The sequence below is a fragment of the Tenacibaculum sp. SM2510 genome, assembly GCF_057002845.1.
On sequence record NZ_CP192703.1, the window covers coordinates 339779 to 362482 of the forward strand.

Below are 22704 nucleotides of genomic sequence, written 5' to 3' on the forward strand. Positions count from 1 at the left end.
TAGTGTTTGTACAAAGTAATAATAGAAGTATTGTGGTGATTTTTTTTATCATAACTTGAATCTGAAAAGTAATTATTAGTAGTACAAATATCTTAATAAAGATTAAAGAAATACTATTTATCAAGGGTGTTTTTTTAAGAAGAAATACCTAAGTTTTCTTTTATAAATTTAACAATATTATTTTCTAACCACCTGCAATCAGCATCATTAAATGAACTTATAAAACCAACATGCCCTCCGTAATTTGGAGTTAATAAATGAAAAATAGTTGAGTTTTTAGCTTCATCAAAAGGGTAACATTCTTTAGATAAAAAACTGTCATCTAATGAGTTTATTAATAAAGAAGGTACTTTTATCTTGGGTATATATGGTTTAGCACTTGCTTTTGTCCAATAATCTTCAGAGCTTTTAAATCCGAAGACAGGCACTGTGTATTGTTTTTCTAAATGACGAAACTTTGTTGCTTTGAATAATAGCGTTTTATTTAAATTAAATTCGGGAAACTTTTCTGCTTTTTCAAGCATTTTAAGTTTTATAGATTTTATAAATTCGTTTAAATAAATTTTGTTTTTTAGTTTCAATAATTCCGCTTGTGAACTTGTTAAATCAATAGGAACAGAAACCGCAATTCCGCCTTTAACTTCAGTAGGAATATCATTGTATTCACCTAAATATTTTAAAGTTAAATTTCCACCAAGACTAAAACCTACAATAATTATATTTTCGTAATTATAATTGGCTGTAAGGTGTTTAATAATAAAATCTACATCGTCTGTTTTTCCGCTATGATAGGTTTCTAATAAGAGGTTATCTTCACCACTACAACTGCGTAGGTTCATACAAACAGTGTCAAAACCAGCTTTATTTAAGTGATTGGAGGTTGTAATCATATAATTAGAATGCGCACTTCCTTCTAAACCATGAATTAATAGGACTAATGTTTTAGAACCGATACAAGAAAAATCTAAATCTATAAAATCGGCATCCCAAGTGGTAATTCTTTTTCGTTGATACTTAATAGCATCCTTCATAAACAAAGGGCGATACATTGTATTAAAATGAGCACTTTTAAATGGAAGACTCGGATTAAAATTAGTAGTAAGAATAGGCATGGTTTTCGTTTTATAGCAAGGATTACAAATATGATAAAAAAATAGTAAAATGTAAAACTGATAAAATGATTTCTTATTTTCGCTTTAAATATTAAAAATCGATGAAAAAACATATTCCGAACTTATTAACTTTAGGAAATTTACTAAGCGGTACAATTGCCATAATTTTTGCTCTTAAAGGTGATTTTATAGGAACAGCTGTTTTGGTAACTGCAGGAATTATATTTGATTTTTTTGATGGTTTTGTAGCTAGAATGTTAAATGTACAAGGCGAATTAGGTAAGCAATTAGATAGCTTGGCTGATATGGTAACAAGTGGAGTAGTGCCAGGTATTGTAATGTTGCAGCTTTTAATAAATGCTATAGATTTAGATGCTTCGGCTTACTTTGGAATTGATACTTATGGAGCTACAGGAAGTAACCTACCTTATTTAGGTTTATTATTAACTTTAGGAGCATGTTATAGATTGGCTAATTTTAATATTGATACAAGACAGTCTGATTCTTTTATAGGTTTACCAACACCTGCAATGACATTATTGGTGATTTCTTTGCCGTTAATAGTTGAGTTTTCTAATCAATCTTTTTTTGTTGATTTAATAGCGAATCAATATTTTTTGATAGCAGTAACAGTATTACTAACTTTTTTAATGAATGCTGAAATACCGTTATTTGCTTTAAAATTTAAAAATTTCGGATTTAAAGAAAACGCATTAAAATACATCTTTTTAGCATTGTCTATTATATTTTTAATAGTTATTAAGTTTGTAGCAGTGCCTTTAATAATATTATTATACGTAGGGTTATCAATATTTAATAATTTAAAGAAAGCGTAATTTATATTTAAATATAGAACAATAAAAAAGGAGCTTTTAAGCTCCTTTTTTTTATAAGTTTTTATGTTAAAATTTTTTCTTTTTTAGTTCGAAATCTTTACCAAGATAAACGCGACGTACAGTTTCGTCTTCTGCTAATTCTTCGGGAGTTCCTTCTTTTAAAATACTTCCGTTATACATTAAGTAAGTTCTATCAGTAATTGCTAATGTAGCTTGCACATCATGGTCGGTAATTAAAATACCAATGTTTTTCGTTTTAAGCTTAGCTACAATTCCCTGAATATCTTCTACGGCAATAGGATCTACACCCGCAAAAGGTTCATCTAATAAAATAAACTTCGGATCCGACGCTAAACAACGTGCTATTTCTGTTCTACGACGTTCACCACCAGAAAGTAAATCTCCACGGTTTTTACGAACATGATCTAAACTAAATTCATCAATTAATTCTTCTAAGCGTTTCTTTCTTTCTGATTTAGATCTGTCAGTAAATTCTAAAACCGACATGATATTATCTTCTACAGATAATTTTCTAAAAACAGAAGCTTCTTGCGCTAAATACCCAATTCCTTTTTGAGCACGTTTGTACATTGCATCGTCAGTAATTTCTTGATCATCTAAATAAATATTACCAAAATTTGGTTTTACCATTCCAACAATCATATAAAAGGAAGTTGTTTTTCCGGCTCCGTTCGGACCTAATAAACCAATGATTTCTCCTTGTTCTACTTCTAACGAAATACCTTTTACAACCTTTCTACTGCCGTAAAGCTTTTGTATGTTATCTGCTCTTAATTTCATTGATTATTAATTGCTTTTTTTGATAAATGATTGTACTAAAATACAGAAAAACTATAAATTGATAGCTTAATAATATGTTAACTATTTTGTTCTAATGATTCCCAAAATTCAACGGCACGTCGTAAATGCGGAATTAAAATGGTTCCACCAACTAGCGTAGCAATACCCATAGTTTCCATCATTTCTTCTTTGGTTACTCCGTTTTTATGAGCAGTTTCTAAATGATATGCAATACAATCATCGCAACGTAAAACTGCAGACGCTACTAAACCTAGTAACTCTTTAGTTTTTGTTGGTAAATGACCTTCTTTAAATGCGTTTGTATCTAAATTAAAAATACGTTTGATAATTTTATTATCACCAGCTAAAATTTTATCATTCATTTTAGCACGGTAGTCGTTAAACTCTTGGACTTTTTGAGACATTCTTTTTATTTTGTTTTTTTAAGACATATTGTGATACATAAATGCTAATTTCATATAGTATCATTATTGGTACCGAAACAATTACTTGACTAGCAACGTCTGGTGGTGTTATAATTGCAGATAATACTAAAACAACAACTAATGCGTGTTTACGATATTTGCGTAAAAACTCGGGTGTTATCAATCCTATTTTAGTAAGGAAAAAGATAACTACGGGTAGTTCGAAAAAGATAGCTACACCTAACAATGTGTTTGTTATTAAACTGATATATGCACCTAATTTAAAATTTTTAACAATAGAACCTCCAATAGAAAAGTTATAAAAGAAAAATATTGACATTGGTAAAATAACGTAATAACTAAAAAGTATTCCTAAGAAGAAAAGGAAAGAAGAAGTGAAAATAAATCCTCTTGATTTTTTTCTTTCGCTACTATGCAATCCAGGAGCTATAAATCGCCAAAACTCCCATAATATATAAGGAAAAGAAACAATAAAACCCAAAATTAATGAAGACCAAATTCCTGTCATTAATTCTTCTGTAGGGTTCAATACTTGTAACTCTCGTGCAAACTCAATATTACAAAAACTACTATCTATACCGATTGCTGTAAATACGTTACAAAAAAACTGATAAGTAGTAAAGTCTGGTTTTAAATGCGCCAATAAAAACTCATCAAAAATAAAATTTATATTAGCAAAAACGATTATGGCTACCAGAAAAATAGCCGCAAAACTTCTAACCAAATGCCACCTTAATTCTTCAAGATGGTCTAAAAAAGACATTTCTTTTACAGCCATATTAAAATATACCTTCTTTAATTAAATCATGTAAATAAGTTTGCTTATCGCTACTATTTAGGTTGAAAATAAAATTTACAGCTTCAATAAACGAACTATCTAATAATTTTGCTAAATTAGCAATAGCATTACTTTCTAAAAGTATGGTTTCTTTTGCTGTTGAGAGAATTGCGTTTGCGTCTTTCAAATTAAAAAAGTTTTTAGTAATTTATAGAGTGTAAAAATAAGAATATTTAAGAAGAAAACTTTTTAATAAAAATAAAATTTACTTAGTTAGTATAAAGTTTTTTTGTAAATTGGTTTGCATTTTTAATTTTTGATATTAGGAGATGAATATAGAGCAGTCGGAGTTATATGGATCATTAAAAAAAATATTTGGTTTTAACCAATTTAAAGGTCTACAGGAAAAAGTTGTAAAAAGTATTTTAAACAACGAAAATACATTTGTAATAATGCCTACTGGTGGAGGAAAATCTCTTTGTTATCAGTTACCAGCATTAATGAAAGAAGGCACAGCAATAGTTGTTTCTCCTTTAATCGCTTTGATGAAAAATCAAGTAGATGCTATTAGAGGTATTTCAGAAGAGCACGGAATTGCCCATGTACTAAACTCTTCATTAAACAAATCGGAAGTAGCACAAGTAAAATCGGATATCGAAAATGGAATAACAAAACTTTTATATGTTGCACCTGAATCTTTGGTAAAAGAAGAGTATGCTGAGTTTTTAAGAAACCAAACAATCTCTTTTGTTGCAATTGATGAAGCTCATTGTATTTCTGAATGGGGTCATGATTTTAGACCTGAGTACAGAAATTTACGTACAATTATCAAACAAATTGATAACGTACCTATTATTGGTTTAACAGCTACAGCTACCGAAAAAGTACAGGAAGATATTCTTAAAACTTTAGGAATGAGTGATGCAAATGTGTTTAAAGCATCATTTAATAGGCCTAATTTATTTTATGAAGTACGACCAAAGACAAAAGATATTGAAAAAGACATTATTCGTTTTATAAAACAACGAATTGGTAAAACAGGAATTATATACTGTTTAAGTCGCAAAAAAGTAGAAGAAATAGCACAAGTTTTACAGGTAAATGGTATTAATGCACTTCCTTATCATGCCGGATTAGATGCCAAAAAAAGAGCAAGACATCAAGATATGTTTTTGATGGAAGATTGCGATGTTATTGTTGCTACCATTGCTTTCGGAATGGGAATTGATAAGCCAGATGTTCGTTATGTTATTCACCATGATATTCCTAAAAGTTTAGAAAGTTATTACCAAGAAACCGGTCGTGCAGGTCGTGATGGAGGAGAAGGGTATTGTTTAACTTTTTACTCATATAAAGACATAGAAAAACTAGAGAAGTTTATGGCAAATAAACCTGTTGCAGAGCAGGAAGTTGGTCATGCATTACTGCAAGAAGTTGTTGGTTATGCAGAAACGTCTATGAACAGACGTAAATATATATTACATTATTTTGGGGAAGAGTTTGATGCTGTAACCGGAGAAGGGGCTGAGTTGGATGATAATATGCGAACGCCTAAAAAACGTCATGAAGCAAAAGATGAAGTAAAAACATTATTATCTGTAATTAGAGATACTAATGAAATGTATAAACCTAAAGAGGTTGTAAACACTATAATAGGTGCGCAAAATGCATTATTAAAATCACATAAAACAACAGCACAACCTTTTTTCGGAATCGGAAAAGATAAAATTAATCATTATTGGATGGCATTAATTCGTCAGGTATTGGTGGTAGATTTAATCAAGAAAGAAATTGAGCAATACGGTGTTTTAAAGTTAACGGAAAAAGGAAAGGAATTTATAAAAAATCCAACCTCTTTTATGATGACTGAAAATCATGTATATGCTACAGATGATGCAGGAATAATTATAGCAAACACAAAGTCAACTGGTGGTGTTGATGCTAAATTAGTGGGCATGTTAAAAGATTTACGTAAAAGTGTAGGTAAACGTTTAGGTGTACCACCTTTTGCTGTTTTTCAAGACCCTTCGTTAGATGACATGGCTTTAAAATACCCAATTACACTAGAAGAATTATCTAAAGTGCATGGTGTAGGAGAAGGGAAATCTAAGAAATTCGGTAAAGATTTTGTGAAACTTATCTCAAGCTATGTAGCAGAGAATGATATTATGCGCCCTGATGATTTAATCGTTAAGAGTATAGGTGTAAATTCTGGATTAAAGCTTTTTATTATTCAGAATACAGATAGAAAATTACCTTTAGAGGATATTTCTAAATCAAAAGGATTAAGCATGGCAGAGTTGTTAAAAGAAATGGAAGCAATTGTGTTTTCAGGTACTAAATTAAATATAGATTATGCCGTTGAAGATTTGCTGGATGAAGATCAGCAGGAAGAAATACATGATTATTTTATGGAATCTGAAACTGATAAGATTCAAGAAGCATTAGATGAGTTTGATGGTGATTACGACGAAGATGAATTGCGCTTAATGCGTATTAAATTTACAAGTGAAATAGCAAATTAAAATAGTACATTTATGAATACCAAAGTGCTAGATTATATTACAGATAAAAATAAATGGACGCAAGAGTTAAAGCTCTTGCGTTCTGTTTTATTAGAATTACCATTAGAAGAAACTATAAAATGGGGAGCACCTGTTTATGTTTATAAAAATAAAAACATTATAGGATTATCTGCGTTTAAAAATTATTGCGGACTTTGGTTTTTTCAAGGAGTGTTTTTAAATGATGATAAAAAAGTATTGGTAAACGCTCAAGAAGAAAAAACACATGCAATGCGTCAATGGCGGTTTTGTGCATTGAATGAGATTGATGTCGTTTTAGTTAAAGAGTATATTTTAGAAGCTATACTAAACTCTGAAAAAGGAAAAGAATTAAAACCGGTTAAAAACACTAAACCTTTAATAATTCCAACCGAACTGCAATTAGCATTAGATAATAATGAAGTTTTAAAGGAAAGTTTTACTCAGTTTTCACTTAGTAAAAAAAGAGAATACGCAAATTATATCTCGGAAGCAAAGAGAGATACAACCAAGCATAAAAGACTAGAGAAAATTATCCCTATGATTATAAAACGATTAGGACTTAACGATAAGTATAAAAACTGCTAGTTTATTGTAATTTGATCAATAGTTGTGGTAGAATCACACCTAACAACATATAAATCGATATGTTTTAAACTGTCTTTACCTGTAATAAAATATTCAGGACAAGGTTTTATACGTGATTTACTTTTTCCGAAATCAACATCTCCATTTTTTAAAATTGCAGATATGGTTGCAGTATCAATAGCCGAATTTGTTAAAAGTTGTTTTGCTGTATCAGAAAATAATCTTTTTCTAATTCGAATTGTTTTTAAGGTACGAGCGTCCATTCCGTAATCAAAAGAAACATCTTTACCTTTCCAAATAAATAATACAATTAAAGAACCGAAACCTAATCCGATTGCATAATAGCCAAAACGTTTTAAAAATTGCATAGTAAAATTTTGTGATCGCAAAAGTAAGTAAAAAACAGCTTATAAAATTAATAAATTAATATCTCTATAAGGTAAGTCAAACCAATCGGCTACCGTTTTATTTGTTAGGATTCCGTGATAAAAATACATTCCGTTACGCAAGCTTCTATCAAAACGAGCAGCATTTTCAAATCCGCCTTCCTCTGCAATATTTAATAAGTATGGTGTAAATATATTACTAATAGAAACTGATGCTGTACGTGCATATCGTGAAGGAATGTTTGGTACACAATAATGAATCACACCATGTTGTGTAAAGGTAGGCTTACTATGTGTAGTAACTTTAGAGGTTTCGAAACATCCACCACGATCAATACTAACATCAACAATAACAGCACCATCTTTCATTTGTTCAATCATACCTTCTGTAACAATTACAGGAGAACGATCTTTACCTCTCATAGCACCAATTACAACGTCACAACGCATTAAAGCTTTTGTTAATGTTTTAGGCTGAACGGTAGAGGTGTAAACAGGTGATTGTACACAATGTTGTAATTTTCTAAGCTTTGTAATAGAATTATCAAAAACCTTTACACGAGCTCCTAATCCGATAGCAGAGCGTGCAGCGAATTCACCAACAGTACCAGCTCCTAATATTACTACATCACTTGGTGGCACACCACCAATATTACCTAATAATAACCCGTTACCACCATTAGAGGTTGTCATTAATTCGGCAGCAATGTGCATAGATGCAATCCCTGCAATTTCACTTAATGATTTTACGATTGGATATACCCCGTGTTCATCTTTTATATAATCAAAAGCAACTGCAGTAATTCGCTTACTAGCTAGTGCTTCAAAATATTTTTTATCTTGAGTTTTTAGTTGTAACGCAGAAATTAAAACCGTTTGTGGATTTAACATTTTAATTTCATCTAAAGAAGGTGGTGCAACTTTTAAAACAATAGTGCATCCAAAAGCTTCTTTGGTATTGTAAGCTATTTTAGCGCCTGCATCAGAATATTCTTTATCACTATAATTAGCACCATCACCAGCACCAGTTTCAATAACAACTCTATGACCATTTTCTACTAAAGCAGAAACAGCATCGGGAGATAAACTAATACGTTTTTCTTCAAAGTGTGTTTCTTTGGGTAAACCTATAAATAATTCGCCTTTTTGTTTTTTTATTTCAAGCATTTCAGGTTGTGGCATTAATTGCTCTTTGGTAAAAGGCGAAATAGAACTCATTATAACTAGTTGTTTGTTAGTTGAATATTACGTTGACCGTTGTCTAAAAGATTAATTTTTACAGTAACAGCATCTAAAGGTAGTAAATTTTTAACATTTTCTGGCCATTCAATTAGGCACCAGTTGCTGCTATATAAATAATCCTCAACGCCCATATCGTAAGCTTCTTCTTCATGCTCGATTCTATAAAAATCAAAATGATAAACAATATCACTACTGGTTGTTTGATACTCGTTTACTAGAGAAAAAGTAGGGGAGTGCGCTACATCTTCAACACCTAAAACTTTGCATATTTCTTTTATTAAAGTTGTTTTACCAACACCCATATCACCATAAAAAAGCAATACTTTATTCTGAACCTTATTTACAATGTCTTCAGCTGTTTGGGTTAATTCGTTTAAAGAATAATTTTTGTTCATAGCAAGCAAAAATAGAAAACTATAATATGTTTATGAAATTATTTAGGGCTATAAATAGCACAAGGAATAATTATTTCTTCTAACGATACGCCACCATGTTGATAAGTGTTTTTAAAGTACTTTACAAAATGATTATAATTATTAGGATAGGCAAAAAACAAATCTTCTTTGGCAAAAATAAACGGACTGTTTATAGCTACACTCGGTAAAAATATATCTTTCGGGTTCTTAACCGCAAACACATCTTTATCTTCATAACTTAAACTTCTACCTGTTTTGTAACGTAAATTAGAACTGATATTTTTGTCACCAACTACTTTTGTTGGGTTTTTAGCATTAATAGTACCATGATCGGTAGTAATAATTAGTTTTTGACCTAATTTCTGTGCTTTCTGAATAATATCATATAAAGGTGAGTTTTTAAACCAACTAACAGACAACGATCTATATGCCTTATCATCACCAGCAAGCTCTTTAATAACTTCCATTTCGGTTTTAGCGTGCGATAACATGTCTACAAAATTATAAACAACTACTGTTAAATCGTTTTGCTTTGTACCGTTATAGTTATCGGCTAATTCTTTACCACTTCTAAGTGATACAATTTTATAATATTCGTGTTTAATGTTTAATTTTAATCTTTTTATTTGAGCATCTAAAAAATCGGGTTCAAATAAATTTTTTCCACCCTCATCGGTATCGTTTCGCCAAAATTCGGGATGTTTTTTTTCCATTTCAGAAGGCATCAATCCAGAAAAAATAGCATTACGGGCATATTGTGTTGCAGTAGGTAAAATACTATAATAGGAATGTTCTTCTTCTTTTTTATAATAATTATTGATAAAAGGCTCTAAAACACGATATTGATCGTAACGAAGATTATCAATAACAACCAATAAAACTCCTTGCTCTTTTGATAGCGTAGGGACTACATAGTCTTTAAATAAAGTGTGCGAAAAAGTAGGCTTATCATCATTCGTAAGCCAATTTTGATAATTTTTTTTGATGAATTTAAAAAACTGAGAATTTGCTTCTGATTTCTGAGATTCTAAAATCTCTAGCATTCCGGTATCATTAATATTCTCTAACTCTAATTCCCAATGCACTAGTTTTTTGTATAATTCTGTCCATTCTTCATAAGAGTTGACCATAGCTAAGTCCATCGATATTTTTCTGAACTCTTGTTGGTAATTTGAAGTGGTTTTTTCAGATATTAAACGAGAATGATCTAAGTTTTTCTTTAAACTTAATAATATCTGATTCGGATTTACAGGTTTTATTAAATAATCGGCTATTTTAGATCCAATAGCTTCTTCCATTATATATTCTTCTTCACTTTTGGTAATCATCACCACAGGAAGATTTGCGTTTTTTTGTTTGATGGCAGCCAGCGTTTCTAAACCAGTGATTCCTGGCATATTTTCATCTAAAAAAACAATATCAAAATTTTGTTCATCAACCAAATCTATCGCATCAGCACCATTTGTAGAAGTAGTTACACTATAGTTTTTTTTCTCTAAAAATAAAATGTGTGGTTTTAATAAATCTATTTCATCATCAACCCAAAGTATATCTATATTTCTCATCATAATATTCATGTCTTTATACTAAATTAACGCTCTTAAACGTATTTGTTGTATATCTAAAAGCTAAAAATACGTTAATAAAGCTTTTGTTAATTTGGTTTTGTAGATAAATTATGATTCTTTTGTTTAAAATTGAAATATTAAGATATTTTGAACAGTCAGAAAACGAACAAATTAAAGATTATAAACGATCCTATTTACGGATTTATAACCATCCCCAATTCTTTAATATTTGATATTATTGAGCATCCATATTTTCAACGATTAAGAAGGGTGGCACAAATGGGGTTGTCTAGTATGGTGTATCCGGGAGCCAATCATACCCGCTTTCATCATGCAATAGGGTGTATGCACTTAATGCAAAAAGCCGTATATATATTAAGGAATAAAAATGTAGCAATTTCAAATGAAGAAGCAAATGCTTTATATGTAGCAATTTTATTGCATGATATTGGTCACGGAGCTTTTTCTCACGCCCTAGAACATAGTATTGTAAATGGAGTTTCACATGAAGAAATTTCGTTAAAATTCATGAGAGTTTTAAATGACGAATTTGATGGACAATTAAGTTTGGCTATTCAAATTTTTGAAGGAAAATATCACAGAGAATTTTTATATCAGTTAATATCTAGTCAATTAGATATTGATCGATTAGATTATTTAAAAAGAGATAGTTTTTACACAGGTGTTACGGAAGGGAATATTTCATCGGATCGTTTAATCGCAATGATGAATGTTGTAAATGATGAGTTAGTAATTGAGCAAAAAGGAATATATTCTGTCGAAAAATTTATTATTGCTCGTCGTTTAATGTATTGGCAAGTTTATTTACATAAAACAGGTTTAGTCGCTGAAAACACCCTGGTAAACGTGCTGAAAAGGGCGAAAGAATTGGCTACAAAAGGTGTTAATGTGCCAGCAAGTAGTGCTTTGAAATATTTTTTATACAATCCGATTACCGAAAGTAATTTCAGCAATAAAACATTAAAAATATTTTCAGAACTAGATGATTACGATGTAATGTCGGCAATAAAAGAATGGGTGCATCACGAAGATTTTGTGCTTTCTTCTTTAGCAAAAATGCTAATTCATAGAAATCTTTTAAAGATTGAAATACAGGATGAACCTTTTACAGAAAAGTATAAAAATGAAATTTATAAAAAGATATCAGAAAACAACGGCATAGATAAAGAAGATTTAAATTACTTTGTTTTATCAAACAAAATTAAACATCAGGCTTATAACACCAATAAGCCTATTAAAATTTATACAAAAAAAGGCAAGTTAAAAGACATAGCTAAAGCTTCTGATCAATTAAATTTAAAGGCTTTATCTAAACCTGTTATTAAATACTATTTATGTTATCCTAAAAAAACAAGCTTAATTTAATTGTTAAGTAATTCTAACAAGGGGTAATTAAACAAAAATAATTACTTTTGCATCCAATGAAATTTACAGCAGAACAAATAGCAGCCATATTAGAAGGGGAAATTGTAGGTAATCCTAAAGCAGAGGTTTCTAAACTTTCTAAGATAGAAGAAGGAACAGAAGGTTCTCTTACTTTTTTATCTAACCCAAAGTATAATTCATATATATATTCTACTAAGGCAAGTATAGCAATAGTAAATAAAAATTTTGAGTTAGAAAATGAAATAACCACTACTTTAATAAAGGTTGATAATGCATATGCTTCATTTTCTAAATTATTAGAATTTTATAATGAAGTAAAAAATAATAAGCAAGGACGTGAGAATCCACATTTCATAGCTGATTCTGCAATTGTAGGAGAAAATGAATACATTGGAGCTTTTGCGTATATTGGAGAAAATGTTGTTTTAGGAGAAAATGTAAAGATTTATCCAAATTCTTATATTGGAGATAATACAAAAATAGGAGATAACACTACTATTTATGCAGGAGTAAAAATTTATTCTGAAACAGAAATAGGAGCGAATTGTAAAATTCATTCAGGAAGTGTTATTGGTTCAGATGGTTTTGGGTTTGCACCTACAGAGAGTGGTGAATTTAAAACGATACCCCAAATAGGAAACGTTATTATTGATGATAATGTAGATATAGGAGCAAATTCTACTATAGATAGAGCCACATTAGGCTCAACTATTATTAAAAAAGGGGTGAAGTTAGACAATCAAATACAGGTTGCTCACAATGTTGAAATAGGTGAAAATACCGTAATTGCATCTCAAACAGGTATAGCCGGTTCTTCGAAAATTGGTGAAAACTGTATGGTTGGTGGCCAAGTAGGTATTGTAGGTCATATTACTATTGGTAATAACGTAAGAATACAAGCACAATCAGGAGTAGGCAAGAGTATAAAAGATAATGATGTAGTTCAAGGAACACCAGCATTTGGATATTCAAATTATAGTAAATCATATGTTTACTTTAAAAACTTACCAAAGCTTGCATCAACAATACATAAAATTGAAAAAGAGTTTAATGCTCAAAAAATAAAAAATGAGTAAGCAACAAAAAACAATACAAAACGAAATTACGTTATCTGGTGTAGGATTGCATACAGGAAACGAAGTAACAATGGTATTTAAACCAGCTCCAATAAATCACGGATTTGCATTTGTAAGAGTTGATTTAGAAGGTTCCCCAATTATTCAAGCAAAAGCAGAGTTTGTAACCAATACTCAAAGAGGAACAAATATTGAGAATAAAGGTGTGCAAATTCAAACATCAGAGCATGTTTTAGCAGCAGCCGTAGGTTTAGATATCGATAATTTAATTATTGAGATTGATGCTTCAGAGCCTCCTATTATGGATGGTTCTTCAAAGTTTTTTATCAAGGCATTAGAAGAAGCAGTAATTGTAGAGCAAGACGCACCGATTGAAGAGTATATTGTAAAAGAAATTATTTCTTATAAAGATGAAGCTACAGGGAGTGAAATTATCTTAATGCCTTCTGATGAGTACCAAGTAACTGCAATGGTTGATTTTGGAACTAAAATCTTAGGAACTCAAAATGCAACTTTAGATAAAATTTCAGATTTTAAAGAACATATTTCAGCAGCAAGAACTTTTAGTTTTTTACATGAAATTGAAATGTTATTAGAGCATAATCTTATTAAAGGTGGTGATTTAAATAATGCCATTGTATATGTTGATAAAGAATTGTCTGCCAGTACTACTGAAAAATTAAAGAAAGCTTTTAATAAAAAAGATATAAAAATACAGTCTAACGGTATTTTAGACAATCTAGAACTGCATTGGGCTAACGAAGCAGCTCGTCATAAACTATTAGATGTAATTGGTGATTTAGCATTAGTTGGTACTCGAATAAGAGGTAAAGTTATTGCAAATAAACCAGGGCATTTAGTAAACACATTATTTGCTAAAAAATTAGCAAAAATAATTAAGCAAGAGAAACGTAATAACGTTCCTAAATATGATTTAAACCTTCCGCCATTAATGGATATTCATCAAATAATGGAAGTTTTACCTCACAGACCACCATTTTTATTGATTGATAGAATTTTAGAGCTATCAGATAAACATGTGGTAGGAATGAAAAATGTAACAATGAACGAAAATTTCTTTGTTGGCCATTTTCCAGGAGCACCAGTAATGCCAGGTGTTTTACAAGTAGAAGCAATGGCACAATGTGGAGGTGTATTAGTATTAAATACGGTGCCTGACCCAGAAAATTATTTAACTTATTTCATGAAAATGAATAATGTTAAGTTTAAACAAAAAGTATTGCCAGGAGATACGTTAACTTTTAAATGTGAGTTGATAACACCTATTAGAAGAGGTATTTGTCATATGCAAGCCTATGCTTATGCAAACGGTAAAGTAGTAGCAGAAGCAGAATTAATGGCACAAATAGCAAAAAAACAATAGTTTTATGAATCAACCACTTGCATACGTACATCCACAAGCTAAAATTGCTCGAAATGTTGTGATAGAACCTTTTACAACCATACACTCTAATGTAGAAATTGGTTCAGGAACCTGGATAGGATCTAATGTTACTATTATGGAAGGAGCTCGTATCGGTAAAAATTGTAGAATTTTCCCAGGTGCAGTTATTTCTGCCATTCCTCAAGATTTAAAATTTGATGATGAAGAAACAACAGTTGTAATTGGCGACAATGTTACCATAAGAGAATGTGTTACAATAAACAGAGGTACTTCAGATAGAATGAAAACTGTGATTGGAGACAATTGTTTAATAATGGCATATTGCCATATTGCACATGATTGTTTTGTAGGAGAAAACTGTATTTTTTCAAATAACACCACTTTAGCAGGTCACGTAACTGTTGGTGACAATGTCGTATTAGCAGGTATGGTTGCAGTACACCAATTTGCTTCAGTAGGTAACCATGCTTTTGTAACCGGAGGGTCTTTGGTTCGTAAAGATGTACCACCTTTTGTAAAAGCAGCTCGTGAACCATTATCATACGTTGGTATTAATTCAGTAGGTTTACGTAGAAGAGGATATAGCACAGAGAAAATCAGAGAAATTCAAGATATATATAGAATTTTATTTCAGCAAAATTTTAATAATTCACAAGCGATTGATATAATTGAAGCAGAAATGGAGGCAACTTCAGAGCGTGATGAAGTTATACAGTTTATAAAAGATTCGCATCGTGGAATTATGAAAGGATATTTTAAATCAAATTAAGCATAAAATTAAATAGTTGAAAAAATTAGTAAATAATTACTTCAACATAAAATAAATTATAGAATGGCTACAACATCAGATATTAAAAACGGATTATGCATGAGATACAACAACGATATTTATAAAGTTGTTGAATTTTTACATGTTAAACCAGGAAAAGGACCTGCTTTTGTAAGAACAAAATTAAAAAGTGTAACAAACGGTAAAGTAGTTGATAATACATTCCCATCAGGAAGAAAAATTGATGATGTTAGGGTTGAAACACATAAATTTCAATATTTATATAAAGAAGGGGAAACTTTTCATTTTATGAATCAAGAAGACTATACTCAAATTACATTAGAAAAAAGCGCATTAGATTCGCCAGATTTAATGAAAGAAGGAGAAGTGGTAACTATTATTATTAATTCTGAAGACGACATGCCTTTATCTGTAGATATGCCTGCAAGTGTTATTTTAGAAGTTACGCATACAGAACCAGGAGTAAAAGGAAACACAGCAACAAATGCAACAAAACCAGCAACAATGGAATCTGGAGCAATTGTAAATGTGCCGCTATTTATTAATGAAGGGGATAAAATTAAAGTAGAAACAACCAAAGGAACGTACCAAGAAAGAGTTAAAGAATAAAACGATTCCCGCTAAAGCGGGAATTTCTTTTTTACAATGAAATTTAAGCAAACACAAACCTTAGAACAAATAGCAGCCTTATTAAAGGTTGATTTTGTTGGGGATAAAAATTTTCCAGTAAAAGGAATTAATGAAATACATGTTGTAGAGCAAGGTGATATTGTTTTTGTAGATCACCCTAAATATTACGATAAAGCATTAAATTCGGCAGCAACAACTATTTTAATAAACAAAGAAGTAGCGTGTCCTGAAGGAAAATCTTTATTAATTTCTGACGATCCTTTTCGTGATTTTAATAAAATCACCAAATATTTTAATCCGTTTATAGCATCAAAAGAAAGTATTTCTAATAGTGCAATTGTAGGTGAAGGAACAATTATTCAACCAAATGTTTTTATAGGAGATAATGTTTCTATCGGTAAAAACTGTGTAATTCATCCTAATGTAACTATTTATAGTAATTCAGTTATTGGTAATAACGTAACTATACATGCAAATACTGTTTTAGGAGCTGATGCTTTTTATTATAAAAACAGACCCGAAGGATTTGATAAACTAATTTCAGGAGGAAGAGTAGTTTTGAAAGATAATGTAGATTTAGGAGCTTCTTGTACTATTGATAAAGGAGTAACAGGAGATACTACAATTGGCGCAGGAACAAAAATCGATAATCAAGTGCATGTTGGCCATGATACGGTTATCGGTAAAAAATGTTTAATTGCATCTCAAACAGGTATTGCAGGTTGTGTTATTATTGAAGATGAAGTAACAATTTGGGGACAAGTAGGAACCAATAGCGGAATAACTATTGGTAAAGGTGCTGTTATTCTTGGGCAAACAGGAGTTACAAAATCTGTAGCAGGAGGAAAATCGTATTTTGGTACACCAATTTCAGAATCAAGAGAAAAGTTAAAAGAGTTAGCAGGAATTAAACAATTTCTGAGAGAACAAAAAAAGAAATAAAAGTTTCACAAATCAATTACAAAAAACTATTTTTGTGATGCTTAAAATTAAATAAAAATAGACCAATGAGTGTTTTAGTAAATAAAGATTCAAAAATTATAGTTCAAGGATTTACAGGTAGTGAAGGTACTTTTCACGCTGGTCAAATGATCGATTACGGTACAAATGTCGTAGGAGGTGTAACACCAGGTAAAGGAGGTCAAGAGCATATCGGTAAACCAGTTTTTAATACAGTTGATGAAGCTGTGCAAAAAGTAGGAGCAGATACTTCTATTATTTTTGTACCACCAGCATTTGCTGCTGATGCTATTATGGAATCTGCTGAAGCAGGAATTAAAGTAATTATTTGTATTACTGAAGGAATTCCTACTGCTGATATGGTAAAAGTTAAATCTTATATAGATCAATTAGAAGGTTGTACTTTAGTTGGACCTAACTGTCCTGGAGTAATTACTCCAGATGAAGCTAAAGTTGGTATTATGCCAGGATTTATCTTCAAAAAAGGTAAAGTAGGTATCGTTTCTAAATCTGGAACATTAACATATGAAGCTGCTGATCAGGTTGTAAAACAAGGATTTGGTATTACTACTGCAATTGGTATTGGTGGAGATCCAATTATTGGAACTACAACAAAAGAAGCTGTTGAGTTATTAATGAATGATGATGAAACTGAAGCAATCGTTATGATTGGTGAAATCGGTGGAAACTTAGAAGCGGAAGCTGCTCGTTGGATTAAAGCTGACGGTAACCGTAAGCCAGTTATTGGTTTTATCGCAGGGCAAACTGCACCAGCTGGTAGAACAATGGGGCATGCAGGTGCAATTGTAGGTGGTGACGATGATACTGCTCAAGCGAAAATGAAGATTTTAGCAGAAAACGGAGTTCACGTTGTTGAATCTCCAGCTAAAATTGGTGAAATGGTAGCAAAAGTGTTATCTAAATAATTTATCGATAATAAGCTGTTAAAGGTTTAGATTATATTTCTTAAAAATCCTGTTAAAGAGTATTCTTTAGCAGGATTTTTCTTTTTATATTTGACTTATTAAAAACAACTAATAAATGAAACTTTTAGAAAATAAAACAGCAATAATTACTGGAGCAACAAGAGGAATCGGAAGAGGAATTGCTTTAGAATTTGCAAATCAAGGGTGTAACATTGCATTTACTTATAGTTCATCTGTTGAAGCAGCAACTGCTTTAGAAAATGAATTAACAGATTTAGGTGTAAAAGCAAAAGGATACCAATCAAATGCAGCAGATTTTGATGCGGCGCAAGAATTAGCAAAAAACGTTTTAGAAGAATTTAAAACGATTGATGTATTAGTAAATAACGCTGGTATTACGAAAGATAATTTGTTAATGCGTATTTCAGAAACAGATTTTGATAAAGTAATTGAAGTAAATTTAAAATCGGTTTTTAATTTAACAAAAGCAGTAATTCGTCCGATGATGAAACAACGTGCAGGTTCTATTATAAACATGAGTTCTGTAGTTGGATTAAAAGGTAATGCAGGTCAGGCGAATTATGCAGCATCAAAAGCTGGAATTTTAGGATTCTCTAAATCTGTAGCATTAGAGTTAGGTTCAAGAAATATTAGAAGTAACGTAGTTGCTCCTGGATTTATTGAAACTGAAATGACTGCAAAATTAGATGAAAAAGTAGTTGAAGGATGGCGTAATGAAATTCCTTTAAAAAGAGGTGGATCACCAAAAGACATTGCAAATGCTTGTGTGTTTTTAGCTTCTGATATGAGTTCTTATATTACAGGGCAAACTTTATCTGTAGATGGAGGGATGTTAACATAATTTTTTCTAAAATAGAATTTTAATGTATATTGAGGTACTAATTTAAAAAAAAATAAAATTCTATGAAAAATTTAATTAAGCCAATTGCAATTGCTATTACAATGACATTTGCAATAATATTTATTGGATGTTCTGAAAATGAAAATCTATTACAAGATGAAACGTTAACTGAAATCTCTACAAAAAAAGATTTAGTTAAAAGTGCTAGAGCTGCTTGTGATAATATTTTAAAAGTATCTACTTCTGGTAACAAAATAACTTATTCATATCCTATTTCTGGGTTTTCTAATCCTATATTTAAATGGACAGTAAAATCTGGTAGTATGAGTATTGATGGCATTAGTACAAATCAAACTGTAGAAGTTAGTTTTGATGTAGATAATTTTACAGGAGGTGAGCTTGAAGTAGATGTTTATGAACATAGCGACCCTACTGGTATTCATTGTGGGGATATACTTACTTTATCAGAAAGAGATTGTCCCAATCCATGTGCAGGAATCTCTGGAACAATTATAGAAGATATTGATGCTTGTTTTCCAGCTTCTCATCCATATGGGAGATATCATTTAAACTATGCAGGTGATAATGATGATGTTACTTGGTCAGTAGATTATGGAACAGTTACATCTCAATCAGGAGCTTCTCAAGTTCATGTAGCTGCTGCAAGTTTAGATCCATTTACTTTAACCGCTACTATTAGTAATGATGGAGGTTGTGTGAAACAGATAAGTAAAGTTTTTTATCCTTGTGACGCAGGAAGTGGAGGTTTTGGGAAATAAATTTTTAGAATATAATAAATTCAAAAAATCCTATATCAATTTAAATTGATATAGGATTTTTATTTTAGGGATTTGTGCTTATAAAAAGAACATTCATTACAGCGAAATTACTAAACTCATTTAAGGTAAATTTTAGGAAGAGAATTCAGAACATAATTATTAATGGTTATATAATTAAATATAAAAAATATCAACGTAATTATTGCTACATTATATTAGTTAAGTCTTTAGAGTAAAAATATATAAGGCCTCATTTTTTTGTAATCTTCAAAGGTTCCAGCATCATATAGAACTAAAATATTTTTAATTTCATTGAAGAAATTTATTCTCTTTTTAGAATTTCCTAAAATTGCGTATTTGTATTATTTATAGGTTCCTCTTCGAATATAGTATTTATAGAAAATAGAGAAGGAGCTTCTTGTTCTTCTTTTATGTTTGCTATTAGTCTTTGAACAATAGCATTTTTTATTTTGTAGGAAAATATTTTTGATTATATAAAAACCTATAGAAATAGACTTTGAAAATTTAGCTATCATTTTTATAAAAAAATATAAGCAGGGCTTTATTTTTACTGATAGTAGATTAGATACAGTAAATCATGGTGCTTATATTTTATAGGGAAAAAGTAGAAGATATTAAATAATTATAAGTAATTATTTCCTTTAAGAGGAGGATGACCAAAAGATATTGCAAATGCTTGCGTGTTTTTAGCTTCTGATATGAGTTCTTATATTACAGGACAAACTTTATCTGTAGATGGAGGAATGTTAACATAGTAACATAGATTATAAAAATATAAAAAAAAGCAGCAATTTAAAATTGCTGCTTTTTTTTATTGGTTAAACTCTTCAAAACTTCCGTCAGTATATAAAAGAACTACTTTTCGTAGTTTTTTAGTACTTCCTGAGAATTGCGTATTTGAATTAATTACAGGTTCTTCTTCGGATATCGTATTTTTAGAAAATAGAGAAGGTGCTTCTTTTTCGTCTTTAATATTAACTGTTGATTTTTCAATAGCGATTTCTTTTTCTTTTTTAGGAAAATACCCTTCATTATATAATAACCAATACAAATCAACTTCTGGGAATTTATCAACCACTTTCATAACAAAATCTAAACTAGGTTTATTTCTACCCGACAATAGGTGCGATATGCTAGAGCGTGGTACTTCTATAGTATCAGCAAAAGTTGACGATGTTAAATTATAGTGAGCAATTATTTCTTTTAAACGAGTAAGTAAATCCATAGATAGGTTACAATTGTAAATTACATATATGAACTGTAAAGATACACAATTGTAAATTAAGGTGAAAATTTAATAAAACAACTTAACAACGTTATTTACGCTTTATTAAAACTCTAGGTAAACAGTAGTAAATAACTAAAATACAGTTATTTATGGTTTGGTTATAGAGGTTTTCAATAGTTTCCGTGAATTAGGCCATTGTTACTAAAGTAACATACTAAATACACTTGTAAATATACAACTTTGATTAAGTGGTTGTTTACATATGTAAATACGTGTTTGTTAATGTAAAAGATGGATATTTACTAACTAATAAATAGAGTTATAGCTCTTGAAAATCCATAATTACGTATTTTTTAAGAGGTTTAATAAAGAGTTATGCTATATATACAAATACTATACATTAATTAACAGATAAACTACTTCATTTAAGATATATATACCTAAAATAGTGTGATAATGGCTTTCGTTTATAATTACAATTGTAAATAGGTTTAATATATGCTAGTATATTTATAAATACTTGTTGGATTATTTAAACTTGAATGTCAATAAATAACTAATTTACAATTGTAAATTACATGATATTTCTAAAAGTTAACTTAAAACAAGTCTCATTTGTATGTGATACAAACCGAATTGTTCCGTTGTGAGCTTCCATAATACTTTTACTTAAAGTTAAGCCAATTCCAGAACCGTCTTTTCGGGTTGTAAAATATGGAATAAAGATGTTGTCTTTAATATCATTAGAAATACCAATACCGTTATCTATAACAGATAAGTTTATTCGGTTACTCTCTTGATGCAATTTAATTGTGATTTTTGGATTTTCAATAGCCACTAAAGCATACAAACAATTAGATAGTAAATTTATAAGTACTTGTTCTATTTGTTGCTTATCAGCATTAATAATTATCTTTTTATAAACATCGAATTCTATATGTATTTTTTTAGATAAAAATTCTTGTTGAAAAAGTGCTAAAGTATTTTCAATAATTTTAGTAAGATCTACATTTACTTTTTGCGGCAAAGGTAATTCTGCCAACTTTCTGTAAGTATCTACAAAAGAAGTTAAATGGTATGAACGACGTTTAATTATTTGCAATCCTTTCGATAACTCTTGCATTGTTTCTTCATCGGTTTGATCTTCTTGTAAAAGAGAATCTAAATTTTCAGCTAAACTACTAATAGGAGTAATGGTATTAATTATTTCGTGAGACATTACATTCATTAATTTATACCAAGCTTCTTTTTCTTTTTTATCAATTAATTGCTGAATCGTTTCTAATGAAATAATTAAATACTCATATTGATTGGTTTGTGTAACCGAGGTTTTTAAGAAAAAACTTTCTTTTATATCGTTTACATCAATACTAATAGTATGTTTAACTTCTTCCCATTTAGATATAAAGTTAACAAGGTTACCTAGTTTACCTTTCAGTAAACTCCAATTATAAAACTTAGGTATTTTTAAAAATTTGGTAAACGCTTTATTAATTTGAAATACTTCAATTTGTAGATTCGTGTCTTTTCTTAAAATAAGAACACCTGTACTTAAACTTTCTATAATATTGGTAAGAATTAACGCTTCTGAAGTTTTTAAAAGACTTTTCTTTCGGTTTTTTTCTAATAATAAAGCAGTTTTGTTGTGTAACGGATTCTCTCTTTTTTTAGTTGAAAAAGTATTTGAATAATCATCATGTAATAAACAGTCTATCGATTTTTCGATATCAGAAAACAGTTTTTTTAAATAATCAAAAAATAAAAATAGTTGAAAAATAAACAAAAAAGAAAACCCTATAGTGTTAATTGAGTATCCGTTTAAATAGGTGAAAAAAATTAGAATTCCGTTTACTATTAATAGTAAAACTCTAAAGAGAATATGAATAAATTGAGGTTTTCCCATT

General features: G+C 30.1%; 23 protein-coding genes and 1 pseudogene. 13 read left to right on the top strand and 11 right to left on the bottom strand.

Going from position 1 to position 22704, the window contains the following annotated elements:
* Window positions 1-134 precede the first annotated feature (134 nt).
* Window positions 135-1112 carry a YheT family hydrolase gene (locus ACQ629_RS01445; RefSeq protein ID WP_483706187.1) on the bottom strand — a complete coding sequence of 326 codons (978 nt, stop codon included), beginning with the start codon at window positions 1110-1112 and terminating at the stop codon, window positions 135-137.
* 101 nt (window positions 1113-1213) lie between these two features.
* Here ACQ629_RS01445 and ACQ629_RS01450 point away from each other — a divergent pair, with 101 nt between their 5' ends.
* Window positions 1214-1948: a CDP-alcohol phosphatidyltransferase family protein gene (locus tag ACQ629_RS01450; RefSeq protein WP_483706188.1), complete on the top strand. Its 735-nt coding sequence runs from the start codon at window positions 1214-1216 to the stop codon at window positions 1946-1948.
* A 66-nt stretch (window positions 1949-2014) separates the two neighbouring features.
* Here ACQ629_RS01450 and lptB read toward each other — a convergent pair whose 3' ends face one another.
* From lptB to ACQ629_RS01470, 4 genes are all read right to left on the bottom strand, one after another.
* Complete coding sequence (gene lptB / locus ACQ629_RS01455; protein ID WP_483706189.1) at window positions 2015-2749, bottom strand: LPS export ABC transporter ATP-binding protein; 735 nt, start codon at window positions 2747-2749, stop codon at window positions 2015-2017.
* A gap of 77 nt (window positions 2750-2826) precedes the next feature.
* Complete coding sequence (locus ACQ629_RS01460; protein ID WP_483706190.1) at window positions 2827-3174, bottom strand: carboxymuconolactone decarboxylase family protein; 348 nt, start codon at window positions 3172-3174, stop codon at window positions 2827-2829.
* Window positions 3149-3973: a twin-arginine translocase subunit TatC gene (tatC, locus tag ACQ629_RS01465; RefSeq protein ID WP_483706191.1), complete on the bottom strand. Its 825-nt coding sequence runs from the start codon at window positions 3971-3973 to the stop codon at window positions 3149-3151. Before tatC ends, ACQ629_RS01460 begins: the two co-directional genes overlap by 26 nt.
* 1 nt (window position 3974) lies before the next feature.
* The gene (locus ACQ629_RS01470; protein WP_483706192.1) at window positions 3975-4160 is read right to left on the bottom strand and encodes a hypothetical protein; all 186 of its coding nucleotides are present in this window, start codon (window positions 4158-4160) and stop codon (window positions 3975-3977) included.
* Window positions 4161-4302: 142 nt separating this feature from the next.
* On the opposite strand from ACQ629_RS01470, the gene ACQ629_RS01475 reads away from it, so the two are divergent.
* Window positions 4303-6498 (top strand): RecQ family ATP-dependent DNA helicase, encoded by a 2196-nt coding sequence (locus ACQ629_RS01475; RefSeq protein ID WP_483706193.1) that lies wholly within the window; start codon window positions 4303-4305, stop codon window positions 6496-6498.
* 12 nt (window positions 6499-6510) lie between these two features.
* Entirely contained in the window at window positions 6511-7104 is a 594-nt protein-coding gene (locus ACQ629_RS01480; RefSeq protein ID WP_483706194.1) for a YdeI/OmpD-associated family protein, read from the top strand.
* Here the strand turns inward: ACQ629_RS01480 and ACQ629_RS01485 are convergent.
* The 4 genes from ACQ629_RS01485 to porX are packed head-to-tail and all read right to left on the bottom strand — an operon-like array spanning window position 7101 to window position 10713.
* A complete protein-coding gene (locus tag ACQ629_RS01485; protein ID WP_483706195.1) occupies window positions 7101-7472 on the bottom strand; it encodes a DUF4258 domain-containing protein in 372 nt (123 codons plus the stop codon). The two genes, ACQ629_RS01480 and ACQ629_RS01485, sit on opposite strands and share 4 nt — an antisense overlap.
* Window positions 7473-7511: 39 nt before the next feature.
* Entirely contained in the window at window positions 7512-8708 is a 1197-nt protein-coding gene (locus tag ACQ629_RS01490) for an alanine dehydrogenase (protein WP_483706196.1), read from the bottom strand.
* A gap of 5 nt (window positions 8709-8713) precedes the next feature.
* Window positions 8714-9127 (bottom strand): tRNA (adenosine(37)-N6)-threonylcarbamoyltransferase complex ATPase subunit type 1 TsaE, encoded by a 414-nt coding sequence (gene tsaE, locus ACQ629_RS01495; RefSeq protein WP_483706197.1) that lies wholly within the window; start codon window positions 9125-9127, stop codon window positions 8714-8716.
* A 38-nt stretch (window positions 9128-9165) separates the two neighbouring features.
* Window positions 9166-10713: a T9SS response regulator signal transducer PorX gene (gene porX, locus ACQ629_RS01500; protein WP_483706198.1), complete on the bottom strand. Its 1548-nt coding sequence runs from the start codon at window positions 10711-10713 to the stop codon at window positions 9166-9168.
* Window positions 10714-10863: 150 nt separating this feature from the next.
* Between porX and ACQ629_RS01505 the strand changes: the two genes are divergently transcribed.
* From ACQ629_RS01505 to ACQ629_RS01550, 10 genes and pseudogenes are all read left to right on the top strand, one after another.
* Window positions 10864-12102: an HD domain-containing protein gene (locus tag ACQ629_RS01505; protein ID WP_483706199.1), complete on the top strand. Its 1239-nt coding sequence runs from the start codon at window positions 10864-10866 to the stop codon at window positions 12100-12102.
* Window positions 12103-12158: 56 nt separating this feature from the next.
* Complete coding sequence (gene lpxD / locus ACQ629_RS01510) at window positions 12159-13199, top strand: UDP-3-O-(3-hydroxymyristoyl)glucosamine N-acyltransferase (RefSeq protein ID WP_483706200.1); 1041 nt, start codon at window positions 12159-12161, stop codon at window positions 13197-13199.
* Complete coding sequence (locus ACQ629_RS01515; RefSeq protein WP_483706201.1) at window positions 13192-14583, top strand: bifunctional UDP-3-O-[3-hydroxymyristoyl] N-acetylglucosamine deacetylase/3-hydroxyacyl-ACP dehydratase; 1392 nt, start codon at window positions 13192-13194, stop codon at window positions 14581-14583. Before lpxD ends, ACQ629_RS01515 begins: the two co-directional genes overlap by 8 nt.
* Before the next feature lie 4 nt (window positions 14584-14587).
* Window positions 14588-15373: an acyl-ACP--UDP-N-acetylglucosamine O-acyltransferase gene (gene lpxA, locus ACQ629_RS01520; protein WP_483706202.1), complete on the top strand. Its 786-nt coding sequence runs from the start codon at window positions 14588-14590 to the stop codon at window positions 15371-15373.
* 63 nt (window positions 15374-15436) lie between these two features.
* Complete coding sequence (efp, locus tag ACQ629_RS01525; protein ID WP_315944901.1) at window positions 15437-16003, top strand: elongation factor P; 567 nt, start codon at window positions 15437-15439, stop codon at window positions 16001-16003.
* Window positions 16004-16039: 36 nt separating this feature from the next.
* The gene (locus tag ACQ629_RS01530) at window positions 16040-16966 is read left to right on the top strand and encodes a UDP-3-O-(3-hydroxymyristoyl)glucosamine N-acyltransferase (protein ID WP_483706203.1); all 927 of its coding nucleotides are present in this window, start codon (window positions 16040-16042) and stop codon (window positions 16964-16966) included.
* A gap of 65 nt (window positions 16967-17031) precedes the next feature.
* A complete protein-coding gene (sucD, locus tag ACQ629_RS01535) occupies window positions 17032-17910 on the top strand; it encodes a succinate--CoA ligase subunit alpha (protein WP_483706204.1) in 879 nt (292 codons plus the stop codon).
* A 115-nt stretch (window positions 17911-18025) separates the two neighbouring features.
* On the top strand, window positions 18026-18772 hold the full coding sequence (gene fabG, locus ACQ629_RS01540; RefSeq protein WP_483706205.1) for a 3-oxoacyl-[acyl-carrier-protein] reductase: 747 nt from the start codon (window positions 18026-18028) through the stop codon (window positions 18770-18772).
* Between the two features lie 62 nt (window positions 18773-18834).
* Window positions 18835-19551, top strand: a complete 717-nt coding sequence (locus ACQ629_RS01545; protein ID WP_483706206.1) for a hypothetical protein — start codon at window positions 18835-18837, stop codon at window positions 19549-19551.
* A 677-nt stretch (window positions 19552-20228) separates the two neighbouring features.
* Window positions 20229-20327, top strand: a pseudogene (locus ACQ629_RS01550) (SDR family oxidoreductase); the annotation flags it as partial.
* A gap of 56 nt (window positions 20328-20383) precedes the next feature.
* Here the strand turns inward: ACQ629_RS01550 and ACQ629_RS01555 are convergent.
* Entirely contained in the window at window positions 20384-20797 is a 414-nt protein-coding gene (locus ACQ629_RS01555; protein ID WP_483706207.1) for a helix-turn-helix transcriptional regulator, read from the bottom strand.
* Between the two features lie 577 nt (window positions 20798-21374).
* Window positions 21375-22703, bottom strand: coding sequence for a sensor histidine kinase (locus tag ACQ629_RS01560; RefSeq protein ID WP_483706208.1), 1329 nt, complete (start codon window positions 22701-22703; stop codon window positions 21375-21377).
* Window position 22704: the final 1 nt, after the last annotated feature.